A 25,808-nucleotide genomic window follows, 5' to 3' on the forward strand; every position below is an offset into this window, starting at 1 on the left:
CATTCAATCTAATTAGGTTTGATAGCCCGGGTGCTTTCGCGTGTAACCAGATGATGTAGCACATTGGTATGGTTCGCAATTTGATCCTGTTCACCTTTGCTAAGTTTTATCAAATTTCGTGTAGCAGTCATCCCAATTTCCACCGCGGAGTATTCGATTGTAGATAACCTTGGTCGTATAAGTTTTGATAACTCTATACCATCAAAACCAAAAACGGATATATCATCTGGAACTTGATAACCTTGTTCGGTGAGATAATTGATAGCACCAATGGCCATTGCATCCGTGAAGCAAAAAACAGCCGTTGGAAGGGTACCTCCTTCAAGGATGGCCGCCATTGCGCTTCTTCCACCTTCAATGGATAAATCGCTTTCTACAACTAAACTTTCGTCCATTGAGATACCAGCATCGGTAAGAGCGTTTTGGTACCCTCTATAGCGATCTTCCTTTATGGTTTCACCTGTATCTCCACGAATCATCGCTATTTTCCGGTGACCATTTTGAATGAGATAAGTGACTGCTTCATAAGAGGCAGTAATATTATCAACATGTACAGATGGGGTGGATGGAGAGAACGAGACTTGCCCAACCAGGACAACCGGGATAAAATTTTTCCTGGTGATTTCTAAGTGTTGTTCATTCCACTTATTTCCCATAAAGATGATCCCTTGGACAGACAAATTACTAAATAAATTCAGATAATGCAGTTCATTCTCGACTGTATCATCTGATAAACCAATTACCGTATCATATCCATACAATTTACAGACTTTATTAATGCCCACCATTAGGTCGTCCAGAACCGTATTGCTGTACTGCGGGCATATAACTCCTATTAATTGAAGGTTTTGCTGTACTGGAATGTTTTGTGCAACATAAGGAAGATAATTTGTTTCCTTTAACACATTCAAAACGCGTTTGCGAAGGTCCTCATTTACATGCTTACTATTGTTTATGACCCTCGAGACAGTTGAAGTTGAAACACCTGCCATAGCGGCAATTTCTTTGAGTGTTACTTTCATATGATCACATCCTGTTAATCTAAAGATATCACTAAACTTATTATATTTCTAAATAAAAAATATTACTATTGACCTAGGAAATATTTTTTCATATAATCTGAATATAGGCAAGAAATTTTCCTGAACAGGAAACTTTTTTCTTAAAAAAGGAGATGATTTAATGAATATCAAAGGTCTTATGAAAAAGTCTGCAGTTATTGGAGCTGCTGCTGCCTTAACACTATCATTAGCAGCTTGCAGCGGAAAATCAACTGACGAAGCAAATGGTTCCAAAGATGGCAAGGTTAATATTATCGTAACAAATGCTAAAGGTGAAATTGACGCCCAGTTCAAACAAGCAGCAAAGGATTTTATGAAAGCGAATCCAGAAATTAATCTTCAAGTAAATTCAACTGCTGTTGGGGATACATTAAATGTATTTGATAAACTAACATCTTCTGGTAAAACAGTTACATTAGCAATGTTTGAGCCATATGCTGCTCAAAATAAATACAAAGATGTTGGCATTGACCTTTCAGACGAGAAATGGAATGCAGATACAGATGTTGCACTCAAAGATGCTGATGGTAAAGTTGTAGGCTTCCCATTTGCCGTTGAAGGTATGGGATTAGTTTATAACGAGAAAGTAGTAGAAAAAGCAGTTGGTGGAGAATTTGACCCGTTCTCCATTAATACAAGAGATAAATTTAAAGACCTTTTAGATAAAATTAAAGAATCTGGTGTTAAGTTTCCAGTAGCTTATCAGTCAGAAGCATGGTCTGTCGGTAACCACTACAGCTCATTATTCTTAAACCAGGCTGAAAATCTTAATAGTTATGTAGATGAATTAAAAGCTGGCAAAGAGGACCTTGCTAAGAATGATGTTTGGAATGGCTACTATGATACTATGGATCTATTAGCCTCAAAAGATTATAACAAGTACGGTGACCGTCCAGTTGGACAATACTATGATGCAGCACACGTTGCTGTAGGTAACGGTGAATCGGCTATTCTTTTCAACGGAAACTGGGCATTTGATTCTTTAAAGGCGCTTGAAGGTTCTAATTTCGGATTTATGCCGGTACCAGTCGACAACAATCCTGACAATGAATTAAACAATAAGATCGCTGCTGGTCCTACACAAGTATTTGTTATTAACAAAAAGGCTTCAAAAGAACAGCAAGATGCAGCAAAGAAATTCCTTGAATGGCTTGTATATGATGAAGCTGGTCAAGATTTTGTCGTAAATGAAGCGCAAATTATTTCTGCATTCAAGAACAATTCAAATAAAGTAACCAACCCACTTGGTATTGCAATTGGTAACGCTATTGAACAAGGTAAGACAGTACCATTTAGCACCAACTATATTAATGCTTCCGAGTGGTCTACAACAGTGGGACCTGAAGTTCAAAAGTATATTGCAAAGGAAACAACAAGAGCAGATTTGGCAAAATACCTTGAAGAGAACTTCAAAAACCAAAAATAATTTTTGATCTGATGTTACATTAGTAAACCACTAAAGTGGGCGAGTAGTGATATCTCGCCCACTTATTAATTTAAATTTAGGATGTGAAAGAAATGAAGCGTGGAAGCAAATTTGCTAACTGGGGCAATTCGCTGTTATTCTTGGGACCAACAACATTGTTTTTTGCGATTACCGTGATCATTCCATTCCTGTATGGAATTTACCTGACATTCTTCAAAATGGATAGCCCAATTGACCCGATGGTATTTTCTGGTCTGGAGAATTATGTAAGTGCGATGCAGGATACTGATTTTTGGGTGTCACTCTGGCTAACACTTAAATTTGTTTTAGCGACTGTCTTACTTGTAAATATTGTTGGTTTTGGATTGGCTTATCTGGTTACCTCCGGAATGAAAATTCAAAACTCCTTGAGAACCGCCTATTTCACTCCTAATCTAATTGGTGGATTATTACTAGGATATATTTGGCAGTTTGTATTTGTCCAAACTTTACCTGCAATTGGTGAAAAGTTAGGAATTAGCTGGTTAGAACTTGGCTGGCTTGGCGATCCAGACCTAGCATTTTGGTCGCTTGTCATTGTAACCATTTGGCAAACATCCGGTTATATGATGATTATTTTTATTGCTGGGTTAATTAGTATTCCAAAGGATTTGATGGAAGCAGCAACCATCGATGGTGCTGGTCCGTTTAGAAGACTGCGTAATGTGACACTGCCGTTAATGGTTCCATCTTTTGTCATCACCATATTCTTGTCACTAAAAAATGCCTTCATGGTATATGACTTGAACTTTGCCCTCACGAAAGGCGGTCCGTTCGACAGCACGAAGATGGTCTCTATGCACGTGGTAAACAAAGCCTTTGTTGAATCCAATTATGGAACCGGACAAGCAGAGGCGATTATTCTTTTCGTGATTGTTGCGGTAGTTACAGGTATTCAGGTTTTTTCTAGTAAGAAAATGGAGGTTGAGGCATAATGGCTAAACGAAAAATACTCTCATCTACCTTCACTTATATTGTAGCGATTATTGCATTAATTTGCTTTATCTTTCCATTCTATCTACTCATTATCAATTCATTTAAAGATAATGGAGAAATCTTGGTAAATCCTTTCTCCTTACCAACAAGCTGGGATTTTTCTCAGTTTGCAGATGTAATCGAGAAAATGAATTTTTTAGTCACCTTTAAAAATACGTTTCTGATTACAACCATTAGTACGCTTTTGATTGTATTCTTTTCAGCAATGGCGGCCTATCATCTTGTGAGAAAACCATCGAAATTCAATAAACTGTTTTTTACTATAATAGTAGCTTCCATGGTTATTCCGTTTCAATCGTTGATGATTCCGCTTATGCATATTTATGGGGCAAAGCTTCAAATCATTGATGTGATCCCGATTCCGTTGTTAATTGCTTTTTATATTGGCTTCGGCAGTGCACTGTCGATCTTTATGTATCATGGCTTTATAAAATCTATTCCGCTTGAGATTGAGGAAGCAGCAAAAATTGATGGATGTAACACACTCCAAACATTTTTCCTGATTGTTTTACCAATGCTTAAGCCTATTACAGTAACCATTGCGATTTTAAATGTACTATGGATCTGGAATGATTACCTCCTTCCTTCCCTAGTCTTAAATAATGAAAATGTCTATACAATGCCTGTGCAAATGAAAGTTTTCAACGGGACATATATGAACAACTGGGAATTGCTTATTCCAGCGATTCTTCTTACAGTCATTCCAATCTTAATTATGTACATGCTTGGTCAGAAACAAATTATCAAAGGTGTTATGCAGGGATCAATCAAATAATTAAGATCACAAAGGAAATGAAAAGCCGGAAATACAGGAGTTCAGCTAGGAACATGTATTTCCGGCTTTTTAATAGAGTAGAGATAATGAATATAGTACTTAGAGGTGCATTATGACAAAAAAATGGTGGAAAGAAAGTGTTGCCTATCAAGTGTATCCACGTAGTTTTATGGATAGTAACGGCGATGGGATTGGAGATTTAAAAGGAGTTACCAGCAAATTAGATTACTTAAAAGACTTAGGAATTGACGTCATCTGGTTGTCTCCTATGTATAAATCCCCTAATGATGATAATGGTTACGATATTTCAGATTATCAAGATATTATGGATGAGTTCGGCACAATGGCTGATTTCGATGAACTCCTACAAGAAGTACATCAACGCGGGATGAAATTGATCCTCGATCTAGTAATCAATCATACCAGTGATGAGCATCCCTGGTTTATCGAGTCGCGTTCTTCAAAGGACAATCCAATGCGTGACTGGTATATTTGGCGGGACGGCAAAGATGGGAAAGAACCGAATAACTGGGAATCCATTTTTAATGGACCTGCTTGGAAATATGATGAAGAAACCAAGCAATATTTCATGCATATTTTTTCTGAGCGCCAGCCCGATTTGAATTGGGAAAATCCAGAAGTAAGAAATGCTTTACACACAATGGTCAATTGGTGGCTGGATAAAGGGATCGACGGTTTCCGAGTCGACGCCATCTCTCATATTAAAAAAGAGCCAGGTTTCCCAAATATGCCGAACCCAGAAGGCCTAGATTATGTTCCTTGCTATCCTTACATGATGAATGTTGATGGAATTGATGAATTCCTTACGGAGCTCTCCAATAAAACAATCAAAAATTATGATGTGATGACCGTCGGTGAAGCGAATGGTGTGGGAATTGATGGCGCCGAAAAATGGGTTGGAGAAGAAAATGGCTATTTTAATATGATTTTCCAATTTGAGTTCCTTGGCCTTTGGAAAAAAAATACCGAAGAAAAAGTGGATGTACCGGCACTTAAAAAGAATTTAACAAAGTGGCAGCTTGCCTTAGAGGGTTCAGGCTGGAATGCCCTATTTATTGAGAACCATGACCAGACACGCCGGGTTTCTAGTTGGGGAAATGATAAAGAGTTCTGGAAAGAAAGTGGCAAAATGCTTGGTGCCCTTTACTTCCTGATGAAAGGAACGCCATTTATCTATCAGGGCCAAGAAATCGGAATGACCAATGTCCAGTTCGCTTCCATTGAAGATTACGATGATGTCGGTATGGTTAATTACTATAACATCGAAACTGCTAAAGGCCGTCCTCACGAAGAAGTAATGAAAGTGATTTGGGAAACAGGTCGCGACAATTCTCGTACTCCAATGCAGTGGGATGCCAGTAAGATGGCAGGTTTCACAACAGCCGACCATACTTGGCTGGGAGTGAACCCTAATTATCGGGAGATTAACGTCGAGGCGCAATTAAACGACTCTGATTCCATTTTATCTTTTTATAAAAAGTTAATTCGCCTGCGAAAAGAAAACCCTTTGTTTGTGTATGGTACCTATGAATTGTTATTGGCAAATCATCCCAAACTCTTTGTTTACACACGAAAGATGGGCAGTAAAAAAGCCATCGTTATCAATAATTTTAGCCAGAAGCCAACTCGTTTTAAGGTTCCATCCAGTGTATCCTACACAGCATCTAACCTAGTTCTTAGCAATTATGATGTGGAGGATCAGAAATTAAGAAAAGAATTCACCTTAAAACCTTATGAAACAAGAGTATATCTGTACAGATAACCTAAGAAAAATTAAGCATGAGCGCAATTTATGTCGCTCATGTTTTTTATTTTTACATATGTATAACATCAAAACCCAGCGAAATACTATGAAAAAAGTGATAGGTGATTTCTATGGTATTAGTTATCTTCACCATTCTATCCTGGCTGGTATTATTGGTATTTTATTTATTGCCAAACAAAATGCCACCAATCGTAAATTTCCTAACCTATATGGGACTATCGATTATCGATATTAATAAATGGACATTATTATATTCGAAATATCACTTTTTTCAACTAAGTACAAATAAAGCAGCATTCCTTTCTTATATTCTACATCGTGATATTGTTTTTTCATTTATTCTTCTAATAATGGTCAATCTTTTTTTTAATGTAAAGAATCGAATCATGAAGTTCGGAATACTACTTATTTCCTATATCATGATATTTACTTCCATTCAATTGTTAAGAAATTTTAAGGTTATTACCTTTTTAAAATGGAACACCTATAACGAACTCCTTCTACTATTAGCGATGATTTTTATTACTCTAGGTTTAGGATCTCTTTTTCGAAAAATTTATAAGAAAAAGGACACGCAGAATGAAAAACATTATCTATGATACCGGTTTTAATTTAAATGAATGGTTAGTAATTGGGTTTATTGTCGTAGGATTTGCCGTAGTCCTCTTACTTCCTAAAATCTTTTCGTCAGCAGCAGCATTATTTTGTCTTATGTTTGGTGTTACCACCGGTTTAATGTTTGATCATACGATTGCCGTTCCCCCCTTTGATTATTATGATGTTGGTGATTTATCGGATTATCAATACTTTGACATCTTTAGTTACCTGATGTATGCTCCTTTTGGATACATTTTCATTTTTCTCTATTTAAAACTAAATGTTACTGGCTTCAAGATTGTCTTCTATATCATCTTATGGACAGCTATTGGTATTGGCATTGAATGGGTATCAAAAGAGGCTGGCATCTTCCATTATAAACATGGATATAGACTGCTCTACTCCATTCCCATCTACTTATTTGTTCAAAGTATTCAACTTGTTATATTTCAAACCTTATTTCAAAAAAGAACAACTACACTTTAATAAGTGCGATGCGGGATCATGATGCATCGCACTTATTTATTTTGGCTGTCTTCACAAATTTTGTTGTTTTTCCTATCTACCATCTACATTATCGTTTCTGCACTTAGTAGAACTGATTTATCAGGTTTAATTGGGAATCATGTGGGACCACTGATGCCCATTCACATACTTTTCCTTGTAAAACGGGAATCAGACGTCTTCTCTGTTGCCCGCCCATGTACTTTTTCTTGTAAAACGGGAATCTGATGTCTTCTCTGTTGCCCATCAAAGGAAATTTTGAGTTCCACTGGAATCACTCTGGAAAATCTACAAGAACGTGCTTTTTTGTATTTATCCGGTGAATCCTCGAGAAATAATTGAAAACAACATTCTTTTAGAAAAGAGCCTTTATTTTTTTCACCCGTATCTTTTTGAAGTGGTCATTCGTTTATAGAAAGAGATGAGTGATTGGGGGAATTTTTATGGAAAAAGTACTTATACTTGGCGCAAGCGGTCTTGTAGGCAAACCTCTAGTGGAGGAATTAAGAAATCACTTTGACGTTTATGGAACATATTTTTCGAGGAAAACCACACTCCCTGATGATAAGCAGTTTCCATTAGCTGTTGGTCAAATTGATAAACTAAAGGAAAAAATGCAGCTAATTAAACCGGATATTGTGATTTCCTGCCTGCGAGGGGATTATCCACAACAGCTCCAATTTCATCGGGAATTGGCATTGGAATTACGTAATACCAATGGTCGTTTGTACTATTTTTCAACCACGAACGTATTTGATGGTGATTTCTCAAAGCCTCATATCGAATCCGATCTGCCAATTTCTGAAACGGATTATGGGAAATTCAAAATTGAATGTGAGCATATGCTAACCGAAATTCTTGGCGAGCAAGCGATGATGATTCGAATCCCGGCGATATGGGGAAAGGATTCACCACGATGGAACGCTGTTAATGAAAGTATTCGAGAGAATAAAGTCAACGAAGTTTACAGCAATTTAGTTTGTAACCATCTATTAGATGTTCAGCTAGCCCGTCAGTTGCGACACATCATTGAGAATAAGTTAACCGGCATCTTCCACCTTGGCTCTGTTGACCATATGACGCAAGCTGAATTTTATGAGATCATTTTGACCCAACTCGGCAGCACCAATAACCTGCTAAAATATCAACTGTTAGAAGATGACCCTGCTACATGTTACTTTACTTTGGATTCAACCCGTGATGATCTTCCAGCCTCGCTCAAAACGACGAATCAAGAGATCATTGATTATTTGCTAGGGAAATCGTAAGAAAAGCTGCCTCGATTGGCAGCTTTTCTTACTGAACAAATTTAATTAATGACAAATTCATCAATTGTTTCTTTATTATCTCCGATGGAAAAGGTTGTAAAAGTGACCGTACTTCCAATCTCCACTTCTTTTGCATCCAACTGCTCTTTCGCCTTATCAGACAGACGGTATTGGACATCTTGACCGTCCACTGTGACCATAACTTCGTCTGCTTCAATATTCTCTATTATCCCAACGATTTCAGGAGCTTTTTGTCCCGCGAGTACAATTCCACTTGCACCATCCGATACTCCTCCCTCTGTTTCTACTTTCAATTCCTTCGTACCCCCGCACGCAGCTAAGATGGATAGGAACAAGCTACAAACAACCATTAAAGCAACTTTCCTTATTTTCAACACGAAATCCACCTCCTAATTTATTCCACATACTAAATTAGTCGATGGAAATTTTGTTTTCGTTACAAGCTTTCGATCTATTCTATCTGTATGATTCATGCTGAACCAGGATATCCAACTGTGAGGACAACTTATAAACCCCCTAGTCCAATAATCTTACTCCATTCTACAAATCACGATAAAATACCCACATTGAAAGAGGGTATTTTGTCACTAATTGACTATTATGACAAAATATGACTATAATTTACTTAATTCTGAAAATTTTTAAAAGTACATCTACATATTTATAGGTTTTAGATCAGGAGGTCAAGAATGATTGTATTTGATCATGTAAATAAGTTTTATGGGGATTTTCAAGTTTTAAAAGATATTAATCTCACAATCAATCAAGGTGAAGTAGTTGTGGTAATAGGACCATCAGGTTCAGGAAAAAGTACCTTACTGCGCTGTATCAATCATCTAGAAACCATCTCCGACGGGACTCTCACTGTAAGTGGTACATCCGTAGGGGATAAAAAAACAGATATCAATAAGCTAAGACGCAATATTGGGATGGTTTTTCAGCATTTTTATTTATATCCTCACAAAACCGTGCTTGAAAATATCACACTTGCACCAATGAAAGTACTGGGCCAATCCGAAAAAGAAGCAAAGGATACAGCCCGACACTATCTTGAAAAAGTAGGGATTTTAGATAAGGCTGATTCCTATCCTTCCCAGCTTTCTGGGGGGCAGCAGCAGCGGGTTGCGATCGCCCGTGGTCTTGCCATGAAACCGGAGATCATGCTTTTTGATGAACCAACCTCAGCTCTTGATCCCGAAATGATCGGAGAGGTCCTAGATGTTATGAAGACCCTCGCCAAGGAAGGCATGACAATGGTGGTCGTAACCCATGAAATGGGCTTTGCCAGAGAGGTTGCTGACCGAATTGTATTTATGGATGGTGGTCGTATTTTAGAAGAAGCAGTTCCGGCTGAATTTTATGAGAATCCGCGTGAAGAACGGGCTCGTTTATTTCTCAGCCGTATATTAAATCATTAAACAAGGGGGAAAAAAGAAATGTTCAAAACTAAAAATTTCGCAAAAATGGCAATTGTATCTGCCATGGCTGCCCTAATTCTTGCTGGGTGTGGCGGGGATAAGACTTCTAATGAGAGCAGCAAAGATGTACTTGCCCAGATCAAGGAAGATAAAAAAATCGTATTTGGTGTAAAACATGACACTCGTTTATTTGGATTAAAAAATCCATCAACAGGTGAAGTGGAAGGATTTGATATCGATCTTTCCGCTGCGCTGGCAGAAGAAATGTTTGGTGAGGATGTTAAGCCTGAGTACGTAGAGGTTACTTCAAAAACGAGAGTAGGACTCTTAAACAATGGTAAAGTGGATGCGGTTGTCGCAACCATGACTATCACGGAAGAACGCAAAAAAGAAGTAGATTTTACCGATGTATATTTTGATGCTGGGCAATCCTTGCTTGTGAAAAAAGGCAGCAAAATCCAGAGCATTGATGACCTGACAAAAGGCACTACAGTGCTTGCGGTTAAGGGCTCCACATCTTCGATCAATATTCGTGAGAAAGCTCCAGAAACAACCGTACTTGAATTTGAAAACTATGCAGAAGCCTTTACAGCCTTAAAGGCTGGCAAGGGTGACGCCCTTACTACAGATGATTCTATCCTTTATGGTATGGCAGAAGAAGATTCTTCCTTTGAACTAGTTGGTGGAACCTTCACGGAAGAGCCTTACGGAATCGCTGTGAAAAAAGGCAACCAAGAGCTTGTAGATGAATTAAATAAAGCATTAAAAAGCCTAAAGGATTCAGGAAAATACGATGAGATTAAGGATAAATGGATTAAAAAATAATTTTTAATATCAGGTTTCTCATCAGGATGGGTTGTAATCCGTATGCAAGATTTTCGGAACTGCTCATCCTGATTATTTAGGAGGAGAAGATTTTGCTGGATTTCTCGATACTAACAACGAATATGGACTCATTTTTGGAAGGATTAAAGATAACAATCATTGCTAGTTTAATAGCTTTATTTTGCAGCTTTATTTTAGGGACACTCCTTGCGATCATGCGCATTGCCCCATTTAAACCTCTTAACTGGTTAGGGACGGCATATGTTGAATTTATTCGTAATATTCCTGTGCTGGTTATTGTGTTCTTTGTTTACTTGGCAGGTAACTTTGGCGGGATGTTTGCAGGTACCATCGGCTTAACCATCTATACAGCGGCTTTTATTGCCGAAGCCATCAGGGCCGGAATTCTCTCTGTACCTAGAGGGCAAATGGAAGCTGCCCGCTCGAATGGAAATAACGACAGCAGCCATTGCAGCATTGACGGTTTTTGAATCAGCAATGCTTGCAGAAATAATCCGAAGCGGCTTAAATTCCATTGAAAAAGGTCAAATTGAAGCAGGACGAGCGTCTGGCCTGAATTATATCCAGACATTACGTTATATCATCTTACCACAGGCACTGAGAAGAATGGTTCCTCCAATCGTCAGTCAATTTATTTCATTGCTTAAAGATACATCGTTAGCTGTTGTAATCGCACTTCCTGATTTATTGCACAATGGACAAATTATTTACGCACAAAAAGGATCTTATGTAATACCAGTATTTGTTATTGTAGCGTTGATGTACTTTATTGTTAATTATGCGTTATCACTTGTTGCACGAAGGTTAGAATTAAAACAGGCATAATTGATATATATTCTCCTGTTAACAAAAAAATCCGGCCCATTCATTGAGCCGGATTTTTACAATTTAGAGTGTTGCTGATTCTAGTCGGAATCCTTCTACTACCACTTCCTCATCGACCTCCAACAAGAGGCAACGTTTTCCTTGGTAGGTTATATATTTTACATTTTTCAGGTCTTTCGGATTGATTTTCACTTCTGCAATCTTCGTATCAATTTTAATTGATTTAGGAACTAAACTGCTAGCTTTGAATTCATGTTTTTCATCATCGATAATTGATTTAAGTGCATGTTCGACTTTCGCGGTATCGACATTTTCGACTCCGCTTACCGTTAAGATCCGTTCGATGTCCTGAGAATCTAATGTCGGAATTTCACTTTCTTCCTCTTCCTCGTTCACCTGGACAATCTTATCGATTTCCTCATAAACATTGGCAATGACCTGGGTATCCACTTCGTCTCCCATGACCTTATTTAAAATCAACCCAAAGATTTCCTTATCTTCCTCGGAGGTAATAATGCTTTCACATGTGAGAACCTCTTCGATAAATGAATAATTTGGCTGATTCGCTTTCCCTGCACAATAAAGGATATGGTTCACATCTGCTGCATTATCATTAAAGGCCGGAAACAAAAAGCCGGATAATGGAGAAGTTAAATTAATAATCGGATCAAAAACCGTATTCGGTTTGAATTCTTTTTGGATATAATCAAATAGCAACGCCTTTTTTGGCTGATCCATTTTATTCACACTGCAAAGGATTAACTGGCTAGAATAAACCTCATCATCCCCGCCCTCTTCCGAATCAGCATCACGTTTTCTTGTAGGCTTTTGGTACTCCCCGCGGATGAACGTCACCATCGTATCAAATTCATAGACTGTTTGTGCAAACATCTTCCCAACAATCTCCAGCATTGATTCAATCCAATCTTCAGTATCCTCCTGTTGTATCCCTTCAAAGAGGATCGTTTGCGTACTCTCCGGAACATCGCGTCTGAATTTCAATTCAAAAAGCTTGCTATCGAGTTGACCAGTTAACACCTTTTTGAAGTTGATCAAAAATAACTCCTGTGTTTCCTGCTCTAGCATTTGGAATGGTTGACAGACATGATGATAGATCTCACCAGTTTCCCTCTTCACATAAACATTGAAGATTTCACGGATTTGCATATTGTGATTGTCTAATTTAAATTGCTTTCGTATATTCGCAATGTCATTTTTATTCATTCGTATCAACTCCCATTCCTGATTATACTGTTCAGATAGAAAAAAGAGAAATACTAGATAACTTCTACATTAGTAAAAAAACAGCGAAATTTCCTTTTCGTATCACTAAATATTCTACTAACTGCGTACAGCTTCTGCTGCTTTCACCACAGCTGGAGATTTTTCCTTAACTGGGCTTGAATTTTTAACAAAGAAAGAAGAGAGTAAGCCAATTACTGAAACCGTTGTAGTAAAGTAGAACGCATATTTTATTCCTGCAGCTAATACTTCTTGCTGGGTGGCATCAGGAAATTCCATTGCATAACTGTTTTGACCACTTGTAAACAGTGTAATCGCGATGGCCGTACCGGCTGCCCCAGCTACTTGATTCAATGTATTCATCGCTGCTGACCCGTCCCCATATAATTCACGTGGTAATTGATTCATCGCATTGGTTTGTGCTGGCATCATTACCATCGTTAAGCCAAAGAATAAAATCATAAACGCCACGACAACTTGCCATGCAGGTGTTTCACTTGAAAGGGTTGAAATAAAAACGATATTCCCAATTAAGACAAAGATGAATCCTGTAATTCCAAAACGACGTGCTCCAATTTTATCAAATAGCCCACCAACAATCGGTGATAGAATAAAGTTAACGGCATTACCAGGAAGTAAGAGTAAACCAGCTGTCGCCGCACTAAATAGTAAAGTACCTTTTAAATACATCGGTAATAAAATTCCTGAAGATAAAATGATTGATATCCCAAGGAACATGGTTAACGTTCCTAATGTGAACATTGGATATTTAAAGACACGTAAATTAACCATTGGCTGCACCATTTTCGTTTGACGAACACCAAATACTATAAGAGAGATAATCCCTGCAAATAATGGTGCCCAAACTTTAGGTGATGAGAAGGATACTTCTGCCATCGTTGCTAATGAATAAATTAATCCTCCAAATCCGATTGTTGATAAAAGAATTGAAGCAAGATCCATTTTTGGTTTCGTAATTTCTGAAACATTTGTGATTTTTGCAAATGCGACCAAGATCAATAACACATAAGCAATAGCGCTAAACCAGAAAATATAAGGCCAGCTTAACGTACTTATAATGACCCCAGAAAGAGTTGGTCCTAAAGCTGGTGCTAATGTAATCACCAGACCCATCAGCCCCATAACCACTCCACGTTTCTCAATAGGAAAAATGAGCATCATTACACTTAGCATAACCGGTAATAAAAGTCCTGTTCCGATCGCTTGTACGATACGCCCCAACAATAAAATTGGGAAATTTAAAGATAACGCTGCTAAAACTGCTCCCATCAGGGAAATCATTAAACCCCCAATTACTAACTGTCTTGTCGTAAACCATTTCATCAAGAGGGCTGAAACCGGCACTAAAATCGCCAATACCAATAAATACCCCGTTGTCAGCCACTGCCCAGTAGCTGCTGTGATCGAAAATTCTACCATTACATTCGACAATGCCATGTTTAAGGCGGTTTCCCCAAATAATCCAATAAAGGCACCTAACATTAAAATAAAGGCCATTGTTTTTGGACTTTTCACTTGAATTTGTGTACTCATATAAATCTCCATTTCCCCTTGTTTTCTGCTTAAAAAAATATGTCGTGCTCTCGGAAGTCAACGATAAATCCATTCCCGCAGCATACCTCCAATGCACGATTTGTTTACTATATCAAAAATTTTTCTCTAACGTCAACTAGGTTGACAAAATATTTTTCTCGGGTTATTATCAACTTAGTTGACGATAATTTTAAGGGCGAAATTAATAGCAATGGGGATTGGGTCGTCGTCTATAGAAATAGGAAAAACCCCTGCTTCGTCAATTTGTCAGAGACTAAGCGGGGGTTTTTAAATATCCCAATCTAGTTTTAAAATTTCTTTGATTATCTTTACTTGCTCAGTGCCGATTTTTTGGGCAATTTTATTTTCAAGTTGGGCTTTAAGAGCTTCGTTCTTTTCATAACACTCTTCGCCTAATGCGGTAAGTTGAATACATTTTTCCTTCTTATTGTTTTCCACATTGCTGATTTCGACTAACCCTTTTTCCGAAAGCTTTTGGATAAACTTATGGATTGCCTGCCGGGAAATCTCTACATTCTTTGTGACATAAGAAATGGTCGGCTGCTTTTTATAAATTCTCGCCATAATATACCATTCAGAAGTGGAAATATAAATCTCACTTTGATCATTCCATGCCTTCTCCGAGATCTTTCGCATCAATCCATGCCGCTCACTTAATAGGTCAATCAAATCTAAATTTTGTAATTCAGCGTTTGAAATCAAACGATTCACTCCAATCCTCATCTTCGCCCTTACTATACAAAATCAGGTTTTAGATGTCAATTTGGTTTACTATTTATAAAAGCAAAAGGTGCCAATAAAATTGGCACCTCATCTATTTATTCTACGACCTCTAATGTAACCTCAATATTTCCTCTTGTTGCTTTTGAATATGGACAAACATGATGTGCTTTTTCCACAAGTTCTTCTAACTTCACACGCTCAATCCCAGTTCCTCTTACTTGTAGCGTAACGCCTAATTTAAATCCTTGATCGGCTTCATCTTTTAAAAGACTAACGTTTGCAGTTACTTCAGATTGGAAGGATACACGTTCTTTTCTGGCTACCAATTGTAAAGCAGAATCAAAACAGGCGGAATATCCAGCTGCAAATAATTGTTCTGGATTTGTAGCTTCTGGTACTTCTCTCTTTCTAGGAGTACCCGGCATAGCGATATCAAGAACAAGATTTCCCTCTGAAGATTGAACCTTTCCTTCTCTGCCTCCAATTGCTGTTACTGATGCAGTAAATAGTGCATTTGCCATCATTGATCTCCTCTTTCACCATTTTATTTTTCTGTAATTAGGTTGTGCACAATTTAATTTTATAAAATTAATTAGTTTTTAGCAACCATTTTGTTTATGAAAAACTTTTCTTTAATATCTCCCCCAATGGACGTTATTTTAAAGGTAAAAATAGATAATATAGTTATTGACTCTCCCCTTAGGTAATACCTCATGATTGAAAATGAAAGGAGGTCCACGTGAAATTTACGGTAAAAGAATTGTCTCAAATTGCAAAGATTACCATCAAAACGCTTCACCATTATCATAAGATCGGATTGCTTATCCCTCAGGAAGTAAGTGATGCCGGATATCGCTACTATGGTCCAGAAGAACTAAAAAGATTACAAGAAATCCTTTTTTACAAGGAGTTAGATTTCCCATTAGTAGAAATAAAAAAGCTACTGGATGACAGTACGAATCGTACTAGTACCTTAGAACAACAGCAAACCTTGTTCGAAAAGAAGATCGAGAAGTACCAGCAATTAATTTATACCCTGAAAGTGTCTTTAGACTACACGAAAAAAGGTGAGAGAATGGATAATAAGTTAATGTTTAATGGATTTGAAACAGAGGAAGATTGGAAAAATTCGTTGGCGGAACAAAATAAGCATTTAAAAGAAGAATATCATTTTGAAATTGATACAACCTCGGTGAATGTGGATGAGATGAACAGACTAGCGGTCGAGGCTAAGAATTATTTAGATGGAATGGCTGAGTTTTTAAGAAATCGAGTGAAATATGACGATACGGAAGTACAAGCCTTTGTAAAGGAACATCTCCACTTCCTGAAAAATAACGGACATCCCATTACAGAAGAGGATTATTTGAATCAAACAAGATTTTTCTTACAAGATGACTTTCATCGAGGTATGCTTGAAGATCAGCAAATCGGCTTAGCGTATTATTTAGTTCTTGTAGCTGAAAATTTATAAAGATTACCGAGAGTGACACCACGCTGCCACTCTCGATTAGTTACATATGATACCTCAATGGTACAGAGGGAAATAGTGTTTTCTCCGATAAACACTTAATGCTGTCCCAATCAGGAAAGAGTTCAAGACGGTTGGAGTCATACCATAACTGATAAAAGGTAAGGATATAGAAATGATTGGCAGGAATCCAAGAACCATTCCAATATTGTAGATAAACTGCGTGGAGAATAAGGCACAGACACCTACGATAAGTTGTTTGCCAAAGTGATCCTGAATCTGTAAGGAAGTTATGACCATTCTCACTAATAGTAAAGTAAGAACAATGACGAGAAATCCTGCTATGATCCAACCATAGTAATAGGTAATATTAGCAAAAGCTAAATCGGTCTGCATCTCTACTACATGTTTCGGGTGAGTGGGATTACCGAACCATCCACCACCAGTAATTAACTCTTTTACCTTAAGGTACATATATCCGGCACTTTCAGCGTAGTCCTCTGGATGTAGAAAGGCGAGAAGTCTTACCCTTTGATAGGCTTGAGTAGTAAATAAGAAGAGTAATATCAAGATAACCACTAAACCGGCACAAACGCCAATGGTTGTATTTATGGTTTTCCTCTTAAAAGAACTTCCATAAAACAAAGCTAAAACAAGAACACAATAAATAACTCCATTAACCATGTCTGGCAAACCCATAAACAAAGACAATGTAAATAAATAAACTCCAAAAGTGGTCAACAGCTTCGGTTTTTCTTTTGAGAAATAAGAAGCCCAAAACATCAATAACAATGGTAAGGCTGTCGTTCCACCAAAGGTAAGACCCCCAATTCTAAAATATTTGACTCCGTTAAGAATGACATTTGGTATAAAGTTTATCACCAGCAATATGAGGATTGCGCTGCCTAGAAAAAGCCAAGTGAGCTTTTCCAACTTGCGATAATCTACAAACATAACGATTAGAGCAACCGCTGTCCCTATAACAATATAGATCGTTTGTTTTAAAAAGAAATTTTCAGCATATTCCCCCTGAACATTTAGTGTTGGCAGCAAGCCCATCACAATTGTAATTAAAAAGAGAACGAGAAGGATCCAATCCATTTTCGGACGATAAATGTTATTAAAGTGCTGACCAAGCTCTGTTGGGCTCCCCATTTGTATGACTGATTTTTCCTCGGCCTCGCTTTCCGATAATCCTTTAGATAACATTTCAGACTTGGACTGTTTCAAATGATAACTAAGTTCCTTATGAACGAGTTCCTTTGCTTCCTTTGATTTTATATTGTGCAATACTTCATGTAAGAAATGTTCCTTCACATTTTTCATCGATGGTCACCCCTCTAGTAACTCATGTAAAACGGTTTTTCCGTTATATTCTTTCTTCTCGGCTTTCGCCAATAACTTCTTACCCTTATTAGTCAGTTGATAGTATTTGATGTCTCCTTCAGCCCAGTAAGATTGTAAGTAGCCTTTTTGTTCAGTTCGATGTAAGAGCATATACAATAAACCTTCTTCTTTTTCAAATCGTTCAATTCCTCTAGCACGAACGAGTCTACTTAGTTCAAAACCGGTTTTTTCTTTCACCAATAATTGGAGAATCGCCAAAAGGATTTCCTCATCTGGAGTCGTAGGTAACTTCTTGATTTGCTGTCTAACATTGTTTTTCTGTACATCGGTAAATTCTAAATCATTGAACAGGTTCTTTTTCATGGCTTTTTTTAAGTTCTTTAACTGCTCCTCCATGTTTTCACCCCTCCAAGCTTTCTCGTAATAATTCTTTTGCCCGCTTAAGCCTTGTTTTGATTGTATTTTGATTTAACTTAGTAAGAGCATGTATCTCCTTGATTGTGAAATCCTCGTAATAATACAAATAGATTACTTCTCTGTAGGGATCGGGTAGTTTCATCACCGCAAGGGCAAGCCTTTCATCATCATATTTTTGAATGACCTTGCTCTCCACTTCTTCCTTGTGACTTGCCGCCCCTCTAGCTTTCTCTTCAGAAACGACGATATGTTTACTGTGCCAGCTTTTCAAGTAATCCTTACAATGATTAATGGCAATTCGCCATAGCCAAGTTTTCAAGGAGGACTTCTGGTTATACTGGTGAATTTTTTGATAGCATTTAACGAAGACCTCTTGGGTCAAATCTTTAGCAACTTCCTTGTTCCCTACATAGGAATAGACGAGCTGCAACAACTTTTGTCCATGAACTTCCATTAACTGATCAATCAGGGCTTCTCTATCTTGAATTTTGATTTGTTCGATTACATTCTCTTGCACGCCTCTTGCTCCCTTCCCCCATTAGACGAGCCTGCAGACAAATAGGTTTTTATTTTAAAAAGAAATATTTTTAAAAGACACAATTCCCTCTTGATTGCTAATTGTAATTCGATTATTATCTAATTAGATAATGATTAAAGTAGGTGGATTGATCATGCAATTAAATAAAATCGTTGAGTTTCATAAAGCTTTAGGAGATCTTACCCGAATACGAATTGTTGCTTTACTTCAGCAAGGTCCTTTGCATGGGCAGTCGATTGCTGGAAAGCTCGGACTTAAACCTCCAACCATTACCCATCATATCGCAAAACTGCGGGAAGTCGGATTAATAAAGGAACAACGGGATAAAAATACTATTTATTTTTCACTTAATACTAAAATTCTGGAGAGCAGCGCCAAGGCGATTTTAACAGTGGGAACGGGAGGAGATTCAAGTATGGAAATGGAAGTAACTCCTGCGGAACGGGCAGCCATTATTCATAATTTCTTTACGAAAGATGGAAAACTGAAAACCTATCCAGCGCAACGAAAGAAAAAACTTGTTGTCCTCTCCCATATGGTCAAAGGTTTGGAATTCGGGAGAGTTTATCAGGAAAAAGAAGTCAATGAGTACTTAAAGCAATACCATGAGGATTATGCGACATTAAGACGCGAGCTAATTATGTGCCAATTTATGTACCGGGAAAATAATCAATATGAGTTAAATCCAGTTGAGTTATGGTGGCTAAGTTAATTGGGTGTCTATTGGCACCTTAATTTTTTTACCTACCTAATTAGATGATTATAAAATTAGATTGATATTGAAGGAGGTGGTCGAATGGATAAACAGTATCAAAAACTATTTCTTGCCGGGATTGTTAACGGAATTGGCGACCGCTTTAGTTCTGTAGCCGTATTCGCAATGCTGCTTAAGGTTACAGGATCGGGATTTGCCGTGGGATTAACTCTGGCGATTCGTCTGATCCCCTACCTTATTTTTGGACCTCTTGGCGGATGGTTGGCAGACCGATTTTCAAGAAAGGTGATATTGGTCACCACCGATCTCGTTCGAATTGTCTTTGCCTTGTCTTTCTTACTTGTTGATAGCAAAGAAGACCTGTGGATTGTCTATGTTAGCTCCTTCATTTTAGCAGCTGGAGAAGCAATCTATGCTCCGACAAGAAAATCAGCAATCCCGCTGCTCGTGAACAAAGAGCATTTCGTTAAAGTAAATAGTTTGGAACAAGTTATGATTGGGATTGTACTAATTGTCGGGGCCTTTTCAGGAGGAATCGTGGCATCTATTTTTGGAGCCCATGTAACGTTTTGGTTCAATGCCGCCTCCTTCTTAGGAGCAGCAGCCATACTCTCGACCATAAACTTTCCTGAAAGGAAATCTGTTATCGATATAAAGCTTCCCGAAAAGCAGACGCTATGGTTTGTATTTAAGCGTGTAATTTGGATCTCCGTGCCTGTACAAATCCTTTTTATTGGTGAAATCCTCATTGCATTTATGAACGGAATCGATAATGTTCTTATCAGTGTGTATGCCGTAAATGAGTACCAGCTGGGAGATATCGGGGTCGGACTTTTTTATGGCGCGTTGGGAATTGGTTTAACCTTAAGCTACTCCGTGGCTAATAAGCTGCGAAAAAATTTCTTCGTTACCGGATTACTCTGTTTATTGCTGGAAGGAACCTTTCTATTATTATTGAGCAGAACCCATTTTGTCATCTTTGCGTTTCTGTTGTTTTGCGGTGCGGCATTTATGTCCGGAATTGGCAATGCCTGCTTTGATACCATCCTTATGAAGGAAATCCCTTCTGAATATCAGGGAACGATGTTTGGATTGTTGGCGACATTAAGCAACACCATTTTGGGAATCTCGATGTTTTTATCCGGATTGGCACTCCATTATCTTTCACCACGTTCTATGGGTTTACTTGGCGGGATTAGCTATATTCTAATTGCCATTTTTCTATTAGCTATCATGTCAACGAAAATCTATCGGAAGAAGAGACCAAAACAGAGTGGCACAACCCCGCTTTAATAATCGAGTAGGGATTTGCATTCAAAAATACCACTAGACCTATTATTGTAATTAATCAACAAAAAAATAAAACACATAGAAAAGGACGTGAGTTCACGTCCTTTTCTATGTATGCAATTTCTTGTTTTCATGAAGCATCATTTTCTTTTGTAACATGATTTTTACAGAAAATAATATTGGAAATCCTAGGGCGCACAAAGCCGCTAGATAGGAAAATACAACAGCCCCGCTTGCATATCCATAATAACCTAGAAGCAATCCGCCTAGCCACGGCCCGATCACTCCCCCGAAACCTGAAAAGCCCATAGCGCCAAAGTATGTTCCTTTTAGGTGCGGGGCGGCAATCTGATCGATAAATAAATCTGTCATCGAAAACATCAACACTTCGCCAATTGTAAACAATACGGCACAAGCAAATAAGAGCGGTACGGATTTTAGCATACCAAATCCAAGTAGTCCTAGGCTCACTGTCACCGTTCCAAACATGATAGAGACAATGGGAGAATATTTTTTCCCGATGCGGGTTACGGGATATTGCACTAAGAGAACCGTAATAGCATTTAACACTAGTACATGTGAAAAGAGTTTCACACCTTCTTTAAAAGCTGGCGCATTTGCAAAGTATTGTGATAATGTTGAGGAAAATTGAGAATAGCCTGCATTGCCTAAAATAATTCCGATAAGCGCCAGCAAAAATACAGTGTCTTTCCCCAATACTTGAATGGACTGTTTCATCGTTACTCGTTCTTTTTGTATGGCTATTGTATCTCCCAAATCATATTTCCGAAATTGTACCAACAGAGAAATCGTGTAAAGGAGGTAGACAAATGCAGCAATTAAAAACGGTAATGTCGACTTCGCGCTTCCTAGCTGTAATCCGATAAGTGGGCCAATCGCCACTCCAACGTTGATTGCCGCATACCGTAAATTAAAGATTAACAGTTTGTTTTCCTGTTTTGTCATATCTGACAATAATGCGCGTGACGTCGGTTCAAAAAAGGATTTACAAACCCCGTTTAATGCATTTAAAATAAAGAACCATGCCACATGGTCGGCAAATGCAAATCCGACAAACACAAAAATCCATACGATGATGGACCCCATCATGATCCACTTTCTCCCGTACTGATCGGACAAATTTCCACCTATATAGCTGAAAAAAACCCCTACCAACGCACTTACTGCAAGGATTATCCCTGTCATCGCAGGAGAGATGCCTTTTGTCACCGTTAAATAGATAGCCAAAAACGGCATGCTCATGGAACTTGCCAGTCTTGCAAACAAGGTCCCGATAATAATATTCCATCCCACCGGGTGGATGGAATTCAATTTACCACTCATCTAACCACCAGCTTTCCAATGAGTCCAAATAGTTATATTGTATTAATCACCACTTACAATACATCACCATTTTTAAATTTAATTCACAGGATTTAATATCTGCACCATTGTAGTTTACATTACATCAAAACCGTATGAACTTAATTGTTACTTCAAATTTTATACCAATTATTTCTATAAAAAAATATGAAAAATATTATTTATAAACATAAGTATTTCTTATTGAATTATTTTTGAATAAGGATTTTGTTAAACATCATTGCTCTTTACACATTGAAAGGGGCACTATTCTTAAGGAATAGCGCCCCTTTACAGAAGATCAATATGAAAGATACAAGCTGTTGAATGTAACTATTATTTACTTATTTTGACTTTTTTGCGCTTTTAATGCAATTTTTTCAAGTCCACTTTGTGCAAATTCTACGTCTGTTTTTCGTAAAGGTTCTTTACTCTTCTTAGCTTGATTATTCTTATTTTTACCCATTTTTTCACCCACCTTGTAATTTGAAGGATGGCAATGCATCCACGATATTAGTTTGCTTGCATTCATCCTATTTATGAAACTTTTTTTCCCATTTTCACGTAGAAACAGTAAAGAAAAATGGGGGGAATCATCAGCTCGGGTGTTTAACCTGATTCCCAACTGATAAATAAGAAAGCACCACCCGAAAACAGAACCCGTTACCTTAAAAGAAATTACTATATTCATTAGTTTTTTTACACAAGAATAACGACATTCCCCTTCTTATGTCCTTTCTCGACATATCGATGTGCTTCGACGATTTCCTCAAATTCATAGGAGCGATCAATGACAACCTTTAACTTCCCTGACTCTACTAAATCCTTGAGAGATTCTAGTGCTTCAGACGTTTCCGGTGAATTTTGACTTAATATAAGTTTCTTGCCGCTCGTTAATTTCGTCCATACCATTCGAGCATTTGGCAGTGGTACCGTGACATTAACATAGGTTCCGCCCTTCTTCAGCGATTTCATACAGGCTGAAAAAGAACTCTTATCCACCGCTTCAAAGATCACATCATAGGTTTCAGATGAGCTTGAGAAATCTTCTGCAGTATAATCAATGACTTTGTCTGCTCCCAGAGATGTAACCAAATCTACATTCTTATTACTAGTTACCCCTGTTACGTGTGCTCCAAAATACTTCGCAAGCTGAACGGCATAACTTCCTACACTCCCAGAAGCACCATAGACAAGGACCTTTTGTCCGCTCTGAATGTTAGCTTTTCTAAGAAAATGCAAGGCAGTGCGGGCTCCAATTGGAATTGCTGCCGCTTCAGCAAAAGTGATATTGGAAGGTTTAATCGTTACTGGGCCATCCTCTTGTATGCATTTATACTCGGCGTATGCACCAAAACCAGCCAAAGAGGCTGCATAAACCTGGTCCCCTACATTAAATTTCGTAACCCTTTTCCCAACGGACTCAACTACACCTGCTAACTCCATTCCTAATATTTCTTTCTTCGGTTGCCTAAAACCGAGCGATACTCGGGCAGGAAGCCAAAATGCCGGAGGAACAGTAAAACCTCGTGCCCGAATATCTGCCACGGTTACCGTTGTCGCTTTTACTTTTACTAAAATTTCATGATCTTTAGGAATCGGTTTTTCTACCTCTTTCAACTGAAGGACGTCGGGGGGACCGTACTCCGTATACACAATGGCTTTCATCTATTTCTCCTCCATCATTCTTATATCTACGACTAATGAGTATTCAGCTGTTTAAATCAACATTCCATTTTAATTACGATAATTTAGTAAAATAGTTTCATGATTCCATTCACAATAAACCAATTTTACCTACAAATAACGTTAATCCTTCTTAACGTTATTTGTGATATAAAAAAACGTCCAATCCCATATATACCAAGGATTTAGACATTTTTATAATCAGTATTATTCATATATTATTTAATTATATGTTGTTCTAAACTTTCTCCCTCAAAATGAGTTAAATAATCTGCCTCGACCTATGCTATGTGTTACAAAAGAGTACCAATTGAATGTCTTTCACCTATTTTTCTGTCTAGAAAGCTTTTAAACCAGCTCCTGTTTTTAAAACATTTCCGTTCTTTATCCAATGAATCCACTTACCCACGAGATCAACCAAGCAGAAGGAATCAACAATAGATGGGCAAGTAGTGTACCGAAAAACCTTGCTATCATTAACCAAGCATAAGTCTTAGCTATTTCCTCTGTTCCATTTTCTTGATTGAAGGCACGTTCTGTCATTAAAGCGATTTGAGGGTCAAGCAAAAGTGTTAAAAGAATAGTTGCTATCCCATTTACTACACCAGTTGCCATATTCGCAGTTGTACCGTGTTCTGGATTCAATATAGATGCATACAATGCTGCCAGAATTCCAGAAGTATAAATTGCGGTAACGACCATATTTATGAGCATAATACGTTTAGGAATTCCGCCAACCCGAAGTCTATGGATCATTTGAATCCTTGGGCGTCTTACATAAGAGCTTGTTCTCCTTAATTTATGAATATTCGATGTTTTCATTAAAGCTATGGCTGAGCCTTCTATTTCTAAGCGTTCAATCATTAACATCGCAAGACGTGTGCCTGTAGGATATAAGAATAAGGCCAACAAAGTACCGATAGAAGCCGAAAATAATATTATATGGAATATCCCTAGTACATCAATAGTTGGATCAGATTTAGCTTTATCTACGATTCCGCCAATTATGGGAGCTTGAAACATATTAGACGTACGAGCAATAAGTAAAACGATCCCAGTAAGAGACAAAGCAACCGCAATTTTTTTTAGTCTTACACCCCCTAAACGAATACTATATGCCAACGTTTCGGTTGCGTGGATAATGATTGTTAAGAAAATAATGATTGTTATTTGTACAGTCAATTTGTTCACCGTCAATCTCTCGTTCTATAACACTCCCCATATTATACCAAGTTAATATTATTCTCAAAACCCTTTTCAGTAACGGATTACGTTAGTCACAAAAGGATCGTTGAAAAGACCAACTTCTTTTGTGCCAATAAACTGAATCGCGAAAATGTTTACTCCACACGCAATATTGTGAAGAAATGTACTTAAAGTAACGGAGCAGTTTAGTTCAATAGGAAGGATAAGTTTTTTATTTAGAGAATATATATTTAACTTTACTCCTTAGAGGAAGTAAAGCTTTTAATTTTATTACAAAAAAATAACGACTAAGAGGTTTGATACGAATGAATAACAAATTTCTAGATATATTCGGTGAGATATTAATGCAAAGAGTTCGGGATGAAGCTATTGAACAATGGGAAAAGACTCTTGAAGGAAAAATGAGGAGTGAAAATAGCCAAAGATTATCTAATCTTATTGCTGCTAGTGGTCAAAGTGAATTAATAAATGAACTAATTCCTCAAATTGTAGATACAACTTTACATCACTTACTTTGGACGATAGAACAAGAAGATTTATTAGATATTTCAGTAATTGTAGACTATACAATGGTTAGTCTTAAAGATTTAAGTGACGGTCTACCTGGTGAACTTTATACAGAAGACGGTTGGATCTCTCGGTTTAGCAATAAATCAAAGCATATTTAGCTTAGG

27 protein-coding genes and 1 pseudogene are annotated in these 25,808 nt (G+C 37.7%); 15 read left to right on the top strand and 13 right to left on the bottom strand.

What is annotated here, in order from left to right:
- Nucleotides 1-8: 8 nt before the first annotated feature.
- The gene (locus ACWM35_RS20885; RefSeq protein WP_454820823.1) at nt 9-1,022 is read right to left on the bottom strand and encodes a LacI family DNA-binding transcriptional regulator; all 1,014 of its coding nucleotides are present in this window, start codon (nt 1,020-1,022) and stop codon (nt 9-11) included.
- A gap of 160 nt (nt 1,023-1,182) precedes the next feature.
- On the opposite strand from ACWM35_RS20885, the gene ACWM35_RS20890 reads away from it, so the two are divergent.
- The 7 genes from ACWM35_RS20890 (at nt 1,183) to ACWM35_RS20920 (ending at nt 8,452) form a co-directional block, all read left to right on the top strand.
- On the top strand, nt 1,183-2,487 hold the full coding sequence (locus ACWM35_RS20890; RefSeq protein ID WP_454820824.1) for an ABC transporter substrate-binding protein: 1,305 nt from the start codon (nt 1,183-1,185) through the stop codon (nt 2,485-2,487).
- A gap of 92 nt (nt 2,488-2,579) precedes the next feature.
- Complete coding sequence (locus ACWM35_RS20895; RefSeq protein ID WP_454820825.1) at nt 2,580-3,461, top strand: carbohydrate ABC transporter permease; 882 nt, start codon at nt 2,580-2,582, stop codon at nt 3,459-3,461.
- Entirely contained in the window at nt 3,461-4,297 is an 837-nt protein-coding gene (locus ACWM35_RS20900; protein ID WP_454820826.1) for a carbohydrate ABC transporter permease, read from the top strand. Before ACWM35_RS20895 ends, ACWM35_RS20900 begins: the two co-directional genes overlap by 1 nt.
- Nucleotides 4,298-4,409: 112 nt before the next feature.
- Entirely contained in the window at nt 4,410-6,080 is a 1,671-nt protein-coding gene (locus tag ACWM35_RS20905; RefSeq protein WP_454820827.1) for a glycoside hydrolase family 13 protein, read from the top strand.
- Nucleotides 6,081-6,193: 113 nt separating this feature from the next.
- Nucleotides 6,194-6,682 carry a hypothetical protein gene (locus tag ACWM35_RS20910; protein ID WP_454820828.1) on the top strand — a complete coding sequence of 163 codons (489 nt, stop codon included), beginning with the start codon at nt 6,194-6,196 and terminating at the stop codon, nt 6,680-6,682.
- Nucleotides 6,663-7,166 (top strand): hypothetical protein, encoded by a 504-nt coding sequence (locus tag ACWM35_RS20915; protein ID WP_454820829.1) that lies wholly within the window; start codon nt 6,663-6,665, stop codon nt 7,164-7,166. Before ACWM35_RS20910 ends, ACWM35_RS20915 begins: the two co-directional genes overlap by 20 nt.
- A 461-nt stretch (nt 7,167-7,627) precedes the next feature.
- Complete coding sequence (locus ACWM35_RS20920; RefSeq protein WP_454820830.1) at nt 7,628-8,452, top strand: sugar nucleotide-binding protein; 825 nt, start codon at nt 7,628-7,630, stop codon at nt 8,450-8,452.
- 41 nt (nt 8,453-8,493) lie between these two features.
- Here ACWM35_RS20920 and ACWM35_RS20925 read toward each other — a convergent pair whose 3' ends face one another.
- Nucleotides 8,494-8,847 (bottom strand): hypothetical protein, encoded by a 354-nt coding sequence (locus tag ACWM35_RS20925; protein WP_454820831.1) that lies wholly within the window; start codon nt 8,845-8,847, stop codon nt 8,494-8,496.
- Between the two features lie 315 nt (nt 8,848-9,162).
- Here ACWM35_RS20925 and ACWM35_RS20930 point away from each other — a divergent pair, with 315 nt between their 5' ends.
- The 4 genes and pseudogenes from ACWM35_RS20930 to ACWM35_RS20945 all read left to right on the top strand — a co-directional run bounded on the left by ACWM35_RS20930 (nt 9,163) and on the right by ACWM35_RS20945 (nt 11,562).
- Complete coding sequence (locus ACWM35_RS20930; RefSeq protein ID WP_454820832.1) at nt 9,163-9,891, top strand: amino acid ABC transporter ATP-binding protein; 729 nt, start codon at nt 9,163-9,165, stop codon at nt 9,889-9,891.
- Nucleotides 9,892-9,909: 18 nt separating this feature from the next.
- Nucleotides 9,910-10,716 carry a transporter substrate-binding domain-containing protein gene (locus tag ACWM35_RS20935; protein WP_454820833.1) on the top strand — a complete coding sequence of 269 codons (807 nt, stop codon included), beginning with the start codon at nt 9,910-9,912 and terminating at the stop codon, nt 10,714-10,716.
- A gap of 92 nt (nt 10,717-10,808) precedes the next feature.
- Nucleotides 10,809-11,162, top strand: a pseudogene (locus ACWM35_RS20940) (ABC transporter permease subunit); the annotation flags it as partial.
- A 1-nt stretch (nt 11,163) separates the two neighbouring features.
- Entirely contained in the window at nt 11,164-11,562 is a 399-nt protein-coding gene (locus tag ACWM35_RS20945; RefSeq protein WP_454820834.1) for an amino acid ABC transporter permease, read from the top strand.
- Nucleotides 11,563-11,625: 63 nt separating this feature from the next.
- Here the strand turns inward: ACWM35_RS20945 and ACWM35_RS20950 are convergent, their stop codons facing one another.
- The 4 genes from ACWM35_RS20950 to ACWM35_RS20965 form a co-directional block, all read right to left on the bottom strand.
- On the bottom strand, nt 11,626-12,786 hold the full coding sequence (locus ACWM35_RS20950; RefSeq protein ID WP_454820835.1) for a DUF4317 domain-containing protein: 1,161 nt from the start codon (nt 12,784-12,786) through the stop codon (nt 11,626-11,628).
- Between the two features lie 117 nt (nt 12,787-12,903).
- Nucleotides 12,904-14,358 (bottom strand): DHA2 family efflux MFS transporter permease subunit, encoded by a 1,455-nt coding sequence (locus ACWM35_RS20955; protein WP_454820836.1) that lies wholly within the window; start codon nt 14,356-14,358, stop codon nt 12,904-12,906.
- 288 nt (nt 14,359-14,646) lie between these two features.
- Entirely contained in the window at nt 14,647-15,102 is a 456-nt protein-coding gene (locus ACWM35_RS20960; RefSeq protein WP_454820837.1) for a MarR family winged helix-turn-helix transcriptional regulator, read from the bottom strand.
- 95 nt (nt 15,103-15,197) lie between these two features.
- The gene (locus ACWM35_RS20965) at nt 15,198-15,623 is read right to left on the bottom strand and encodes an organic hydroperoxide resistance protein (protein ID WP_454820838.1); all 426 of its coding nucleotides are present in this window, start codon (nt 15,621-15,623) and stop codon (nt 15,198-15,200) included.
- A 218-nt stretch (nt 15,624-15,841) separates the two neighbouring features.
- Here ACWM35_RS20965 and ACWM35_RS20970 point away from each other — a divergent pair, with 218 nt between their 5' ends.
- On the top strand, nt 15,842-16,576 hold the full coding sequence (locus ACWM35_RS20970; RefSeq protein WP_454820839.1) for a MerR family transcriptional regulator: 735 nt from the start codon (nt 15,842-15,844) through the stop codon (nt 16,574-16,576).
- Between the two features lie 54 nt (nt 16,577-16,630).
- Here the strand turns inward: ACWM35_RS20970 and ACWM35_RS20975 are convergent, their stop codons facing one another.
- The 3 genes from ACWM35_RS20975 to ACWM35_RS20985 are packed head-to-tail and all read right to left on the bottom strand — an operon-like array spanning nt 16,631 to nt 18,854.
- Nucleotides 16,631-17,899: an FtsW/RodA/SpoVE family cell cycle protein gene (locus ACWM35_RS20975; RefSeq protein ID WP_454820840.1), complete on the bottom strand. Its 1,269-nt coding sequence runs from the start codon at nt 17,897-17,899 to the stop codon at nt 16,631-16,633.
- Between the two features lie 6 nt (nt 17,900-17,905).
- A complete protein-coding gene (locus ACWM35_RS20980; protein WP_454820841.1) occupies nt 17,906-18,316 on the bottom strand; it encodes a PadR family transcriptional regulator in 411 nt (136 codons plus the stop codon).
- 4 nt (nt 18,317-18,320) lie between these two features.
- Nucleotides 18,321-18,854, bottom strand: a complete 534-nt coding sequence (locus ACWM35_RS20985) for a sigma-70 family RNA polymerase sigma factor (RefSeq protein ID WP_454820842.1) — start codon at nt 18,852-18,854, stop codon at nt 18,321-18,323.
- A 154-nt stretch (nt 18,855-19,008) separates the two neighbouring features.
- On the opposite strand from ACWM35_RS20985, the gene ACWM35_RS20990 reads away from it, so the two are divergent.
- Both ACWM35_RS20990 and ACWM35_RS20995 read left to right on the top strand, forming a co-directional pair.
- Nucleotides 19,009-19,587, top strand: a complete 579-nt coding sequence (locus tag ACWM35_RS20990; protein WP_454820843.1) for a DUF2087 domain-containing protein — start codon at nt 19,009-19,011, stop codon at nt 19,585-19,587.
- 84 nt (nt 19,588-19,671) lie between these two features.
- Entirely contained in the window at nt 19,672-20,883 is a 1,212-nt protein-coding gene (locus tag ACWM35_RS20995; protein WP_454820845.1) for an MFS transporter, read from the top strand.
- A gap of 105 nt (nt 20,884-20,988) precedes the next feature.
- Here the strand turns inward: ACWM35_RS20995 and ACWM35_RS21000 are convergent, their stop codons facing one another.
- The 4 genes from ACWM35_RS21000 to ACWM35_RS21015 all read right to left on the bottom strand — a co-directional run bounded on the left by ACWM35_RS21000 (nt 20,989) and on the right by ACWM35_RS21015 (nt 25,110).
- The gene (locus ACWM35_RS21000; protein ID WP_454820846.1) at nt 20,989-22,224 is read right to left on the bottom strand and encodes an MDR family MFS transporter; all 1,236 of its coding nucleotides are present in this window, start codon (nt 22,222-22,224) and stop codon (nt 20,989-20,991) included.
- 358 nt (nt 22,225-22,582) lie between these two features.
- Complete coding sequence (locus ACWM35_RS21005; protein WP_454820847.1) at nt 22,583-22,708, bottom strand: hypothetical protein; 126 nt, start codon at nt 22,706-22,708, stop codon at nt 22,583-22,585.
- Between the two features lie 233 nt (nt 22,709-22,941).
- Nucleotides 22,942-23,910: an NAD(P)-dependent alcohol dehydrogenase gene (locus tag ACWM35_RS21010; protein WP_454820848.1), complete on the bottom strand. Its 969-nt coding sequence runs from the start codon at nt 23,908-23,910 to the stop codon at nt 22,942-22,944.
- Nucleotides 23,911-24,312: 402 nt separating this feature from the next.
- Nucleotides 24,313-25,110, bottom strand: a complete 798-nt coding sequence (locus ACWM35_RS21015) for a lipid II flippase family protein (protein WP_454820972.1) — start codon at nt 25,108-25,110, stop codon at nt 24,313-24,315.
- Nucleotides 25,111-25,439: 329 nt separating this feature from the next.
- Between ACWM35_RS21015 and ACWM35_RS21020 the strand changes: the two genes are divergently transcribed.
- Nucleotides 25,440-25,802 (top strand): epimerase, encoded by a 363-nt coding sequence (locus ACWM35_RS21020; RefSeq protein WP_454820849.1) that lies wholly within the window; start codon nt 25,440-25,442, stop codon nt 25,800-25,802.
- Nucleotides 25,803-25,808 lie beyond the last annotated feature (6 nt).

Source organism: Neobacillus sp. K501, from assembly GCF_053749995.1.

Bases quoted from the DNA above. Each gene is read 5' to 3' on its own strand.
- ACWM35_RS20930 (WP_454820832.1), top strand. From the start codon at position 9,163: ATGATTGTATTTGATCATGTAAATAAGTTTTATGGGGATTTTCAAGTT.
- ACWM35_RS20900 (WP_454820826.1), top strand. From the start codon at position 3,461: ATGGCTAAACGAAAAATACTCTCATCTACCTTCACTTATATTGTAGCG.
- ACWM35_RS20960 (WP_454820837.1), bottom strand. From the start codon at position 15,102: ATGAGGATTGGAGTGAATCGTTTGATTTCAAACGCTGAATTACAAAAT.
- ACWM35_RS20890 (WP_454820824.1), top strand. From the start codon at position 1,183: ATGAATATCAAAGGTCTTATGAAAAAGTCTGCAGTTATTGGAGCTGCT.
- ACWM35_RS20955 (WP_454820836.1), bottom strand. From the start codon at position 14,358: ATGAGTACACAAATTCAAGTGAAAAGTCCAAAAACAATGGCCTTTATT.
- ACWM35_RS20995 (WP_454820845.1), top strand. From the start codon at position 19,672: ATGGATAAACAGTATCAAAAACTATTTCTTGCCGGGATTGTTAACGGA.
- ACWM35_RS20905 (WP_454820827.1), top strand. From the start codon at position 4,410: ATGACAAAAAAATGGTGGAAAGAAAGTGTTGCCTATCAAGTGTATCCA.
- ACWM35_RS20990 (WP_454820843.1), top strand. From the start codon at position 19,009: ATGCAATTAAATAAAATCGTTGAGTTTCATAAAGCTTTAGGAGATCTT.
- ACWM35_RS20910 (WP_454820828.1), top strand. From the start codon at position 6,194: ATGGTATTAGTTATCTTCACCATTCTATCCTGGCTGGTATTATTGGTA.
- ACWM35_RS20965 (WP_454820838.1), bottom strand. From the start codon at position 15,623: ATGGCAAATGCACTATTTACTGCATCAGTAACAGCAATTGGAGGCAGA.
- ACWM35_RS20915 (WP_454820829.1), top strand. From the start codon at position 6,663: ATGAAAAACATTATCTATGATACCGGTTTTAATTTAAATGAATGGTTA.
- ACWM35_RS20945 (WP_454820834.1), top strand. From the start codon at position 11,164: ATGGAAATAACGACAGCAGCCATTGCAGCATTGACGGTTTTTGAATCA.
- ACWM35_RS21005 (WP_454820847.1), bottom strand. From the start codon at position 22,708: ATGGGTAAAAATAAGAATAATCAAGCTAAGAAGAGTAAAGAACCTTTA.
- ACWM35_RS20885 (WP_454820823.1), bottom strand. From the start codon at position 1,022: ATGAAAGTAACACTCAAAGAAATTGCCGCTATGGCAGGTGTTTCAACT.
- ACWM35_RS20920 (WP_454820830.1), top strand. From the start codon at position 7,628: ATGGAAAAAGTACTTATACTTGGCGCAAGCGGTCTTGTAGGCAAACCT.
- ACWM35_RS21000 (WP_454820846.1), bottom strand. From the start codon at position 22,224: ATGAGTGGTAAATTGAATTCCATCCACCCGGTGGGATGGAATATTATT.
- ACWM35_RS20935 (WP_454820833.1), top strand. From the start codon at position 9,910: ATGTTCAAAACTAAAAATTTCGCAAAAATGGCAATTGTATCTGCCATG.
- ACWM35_RS21010 (WP_454820848.1), bottom strand. From the start codon at position 23,910: ATGAAAGCCATTGTGTATACGGAGTACGGTCCCCCCGACGTCCTTCAG.
- ACWM35_RS20895 (WP_454820825.1), top strand. From the start codon at position 2,580: ATGAAGCGTGGAAGCAAATTTGCTAACTGGGGCAATTCGCTGTTATTC.
- ACWM35_RS20975 (WP_454820840.1), bottom strand. From the start codon at position 17,899: ATGAAAAATGTGAAGGAACATTTCTTACATGAAGTATTGCACAATATA.
- ACWM35_RS21020 (WP_454820849.1), top strand. From the start codon at position 25,440: ATGAATAACAAATTTCTAGATATATTCGGTGAGATATTAATGCAAAGA.
- ACWM35_RS20950 (WP_454820835.1), bottom strand. From the start codon at position 12,786: ATGAATAAAAATGACATTGCGAATATACGAAAGCAATTTAAATTAGAC.
- ACWM35_RS20980 (WP_454820841.1), bottom strand. From the start codon at position 18,316: ATGGAGGAGCAGTTAAAGAACTTAAAAAAAGCCATGAAAAAGAACCTG.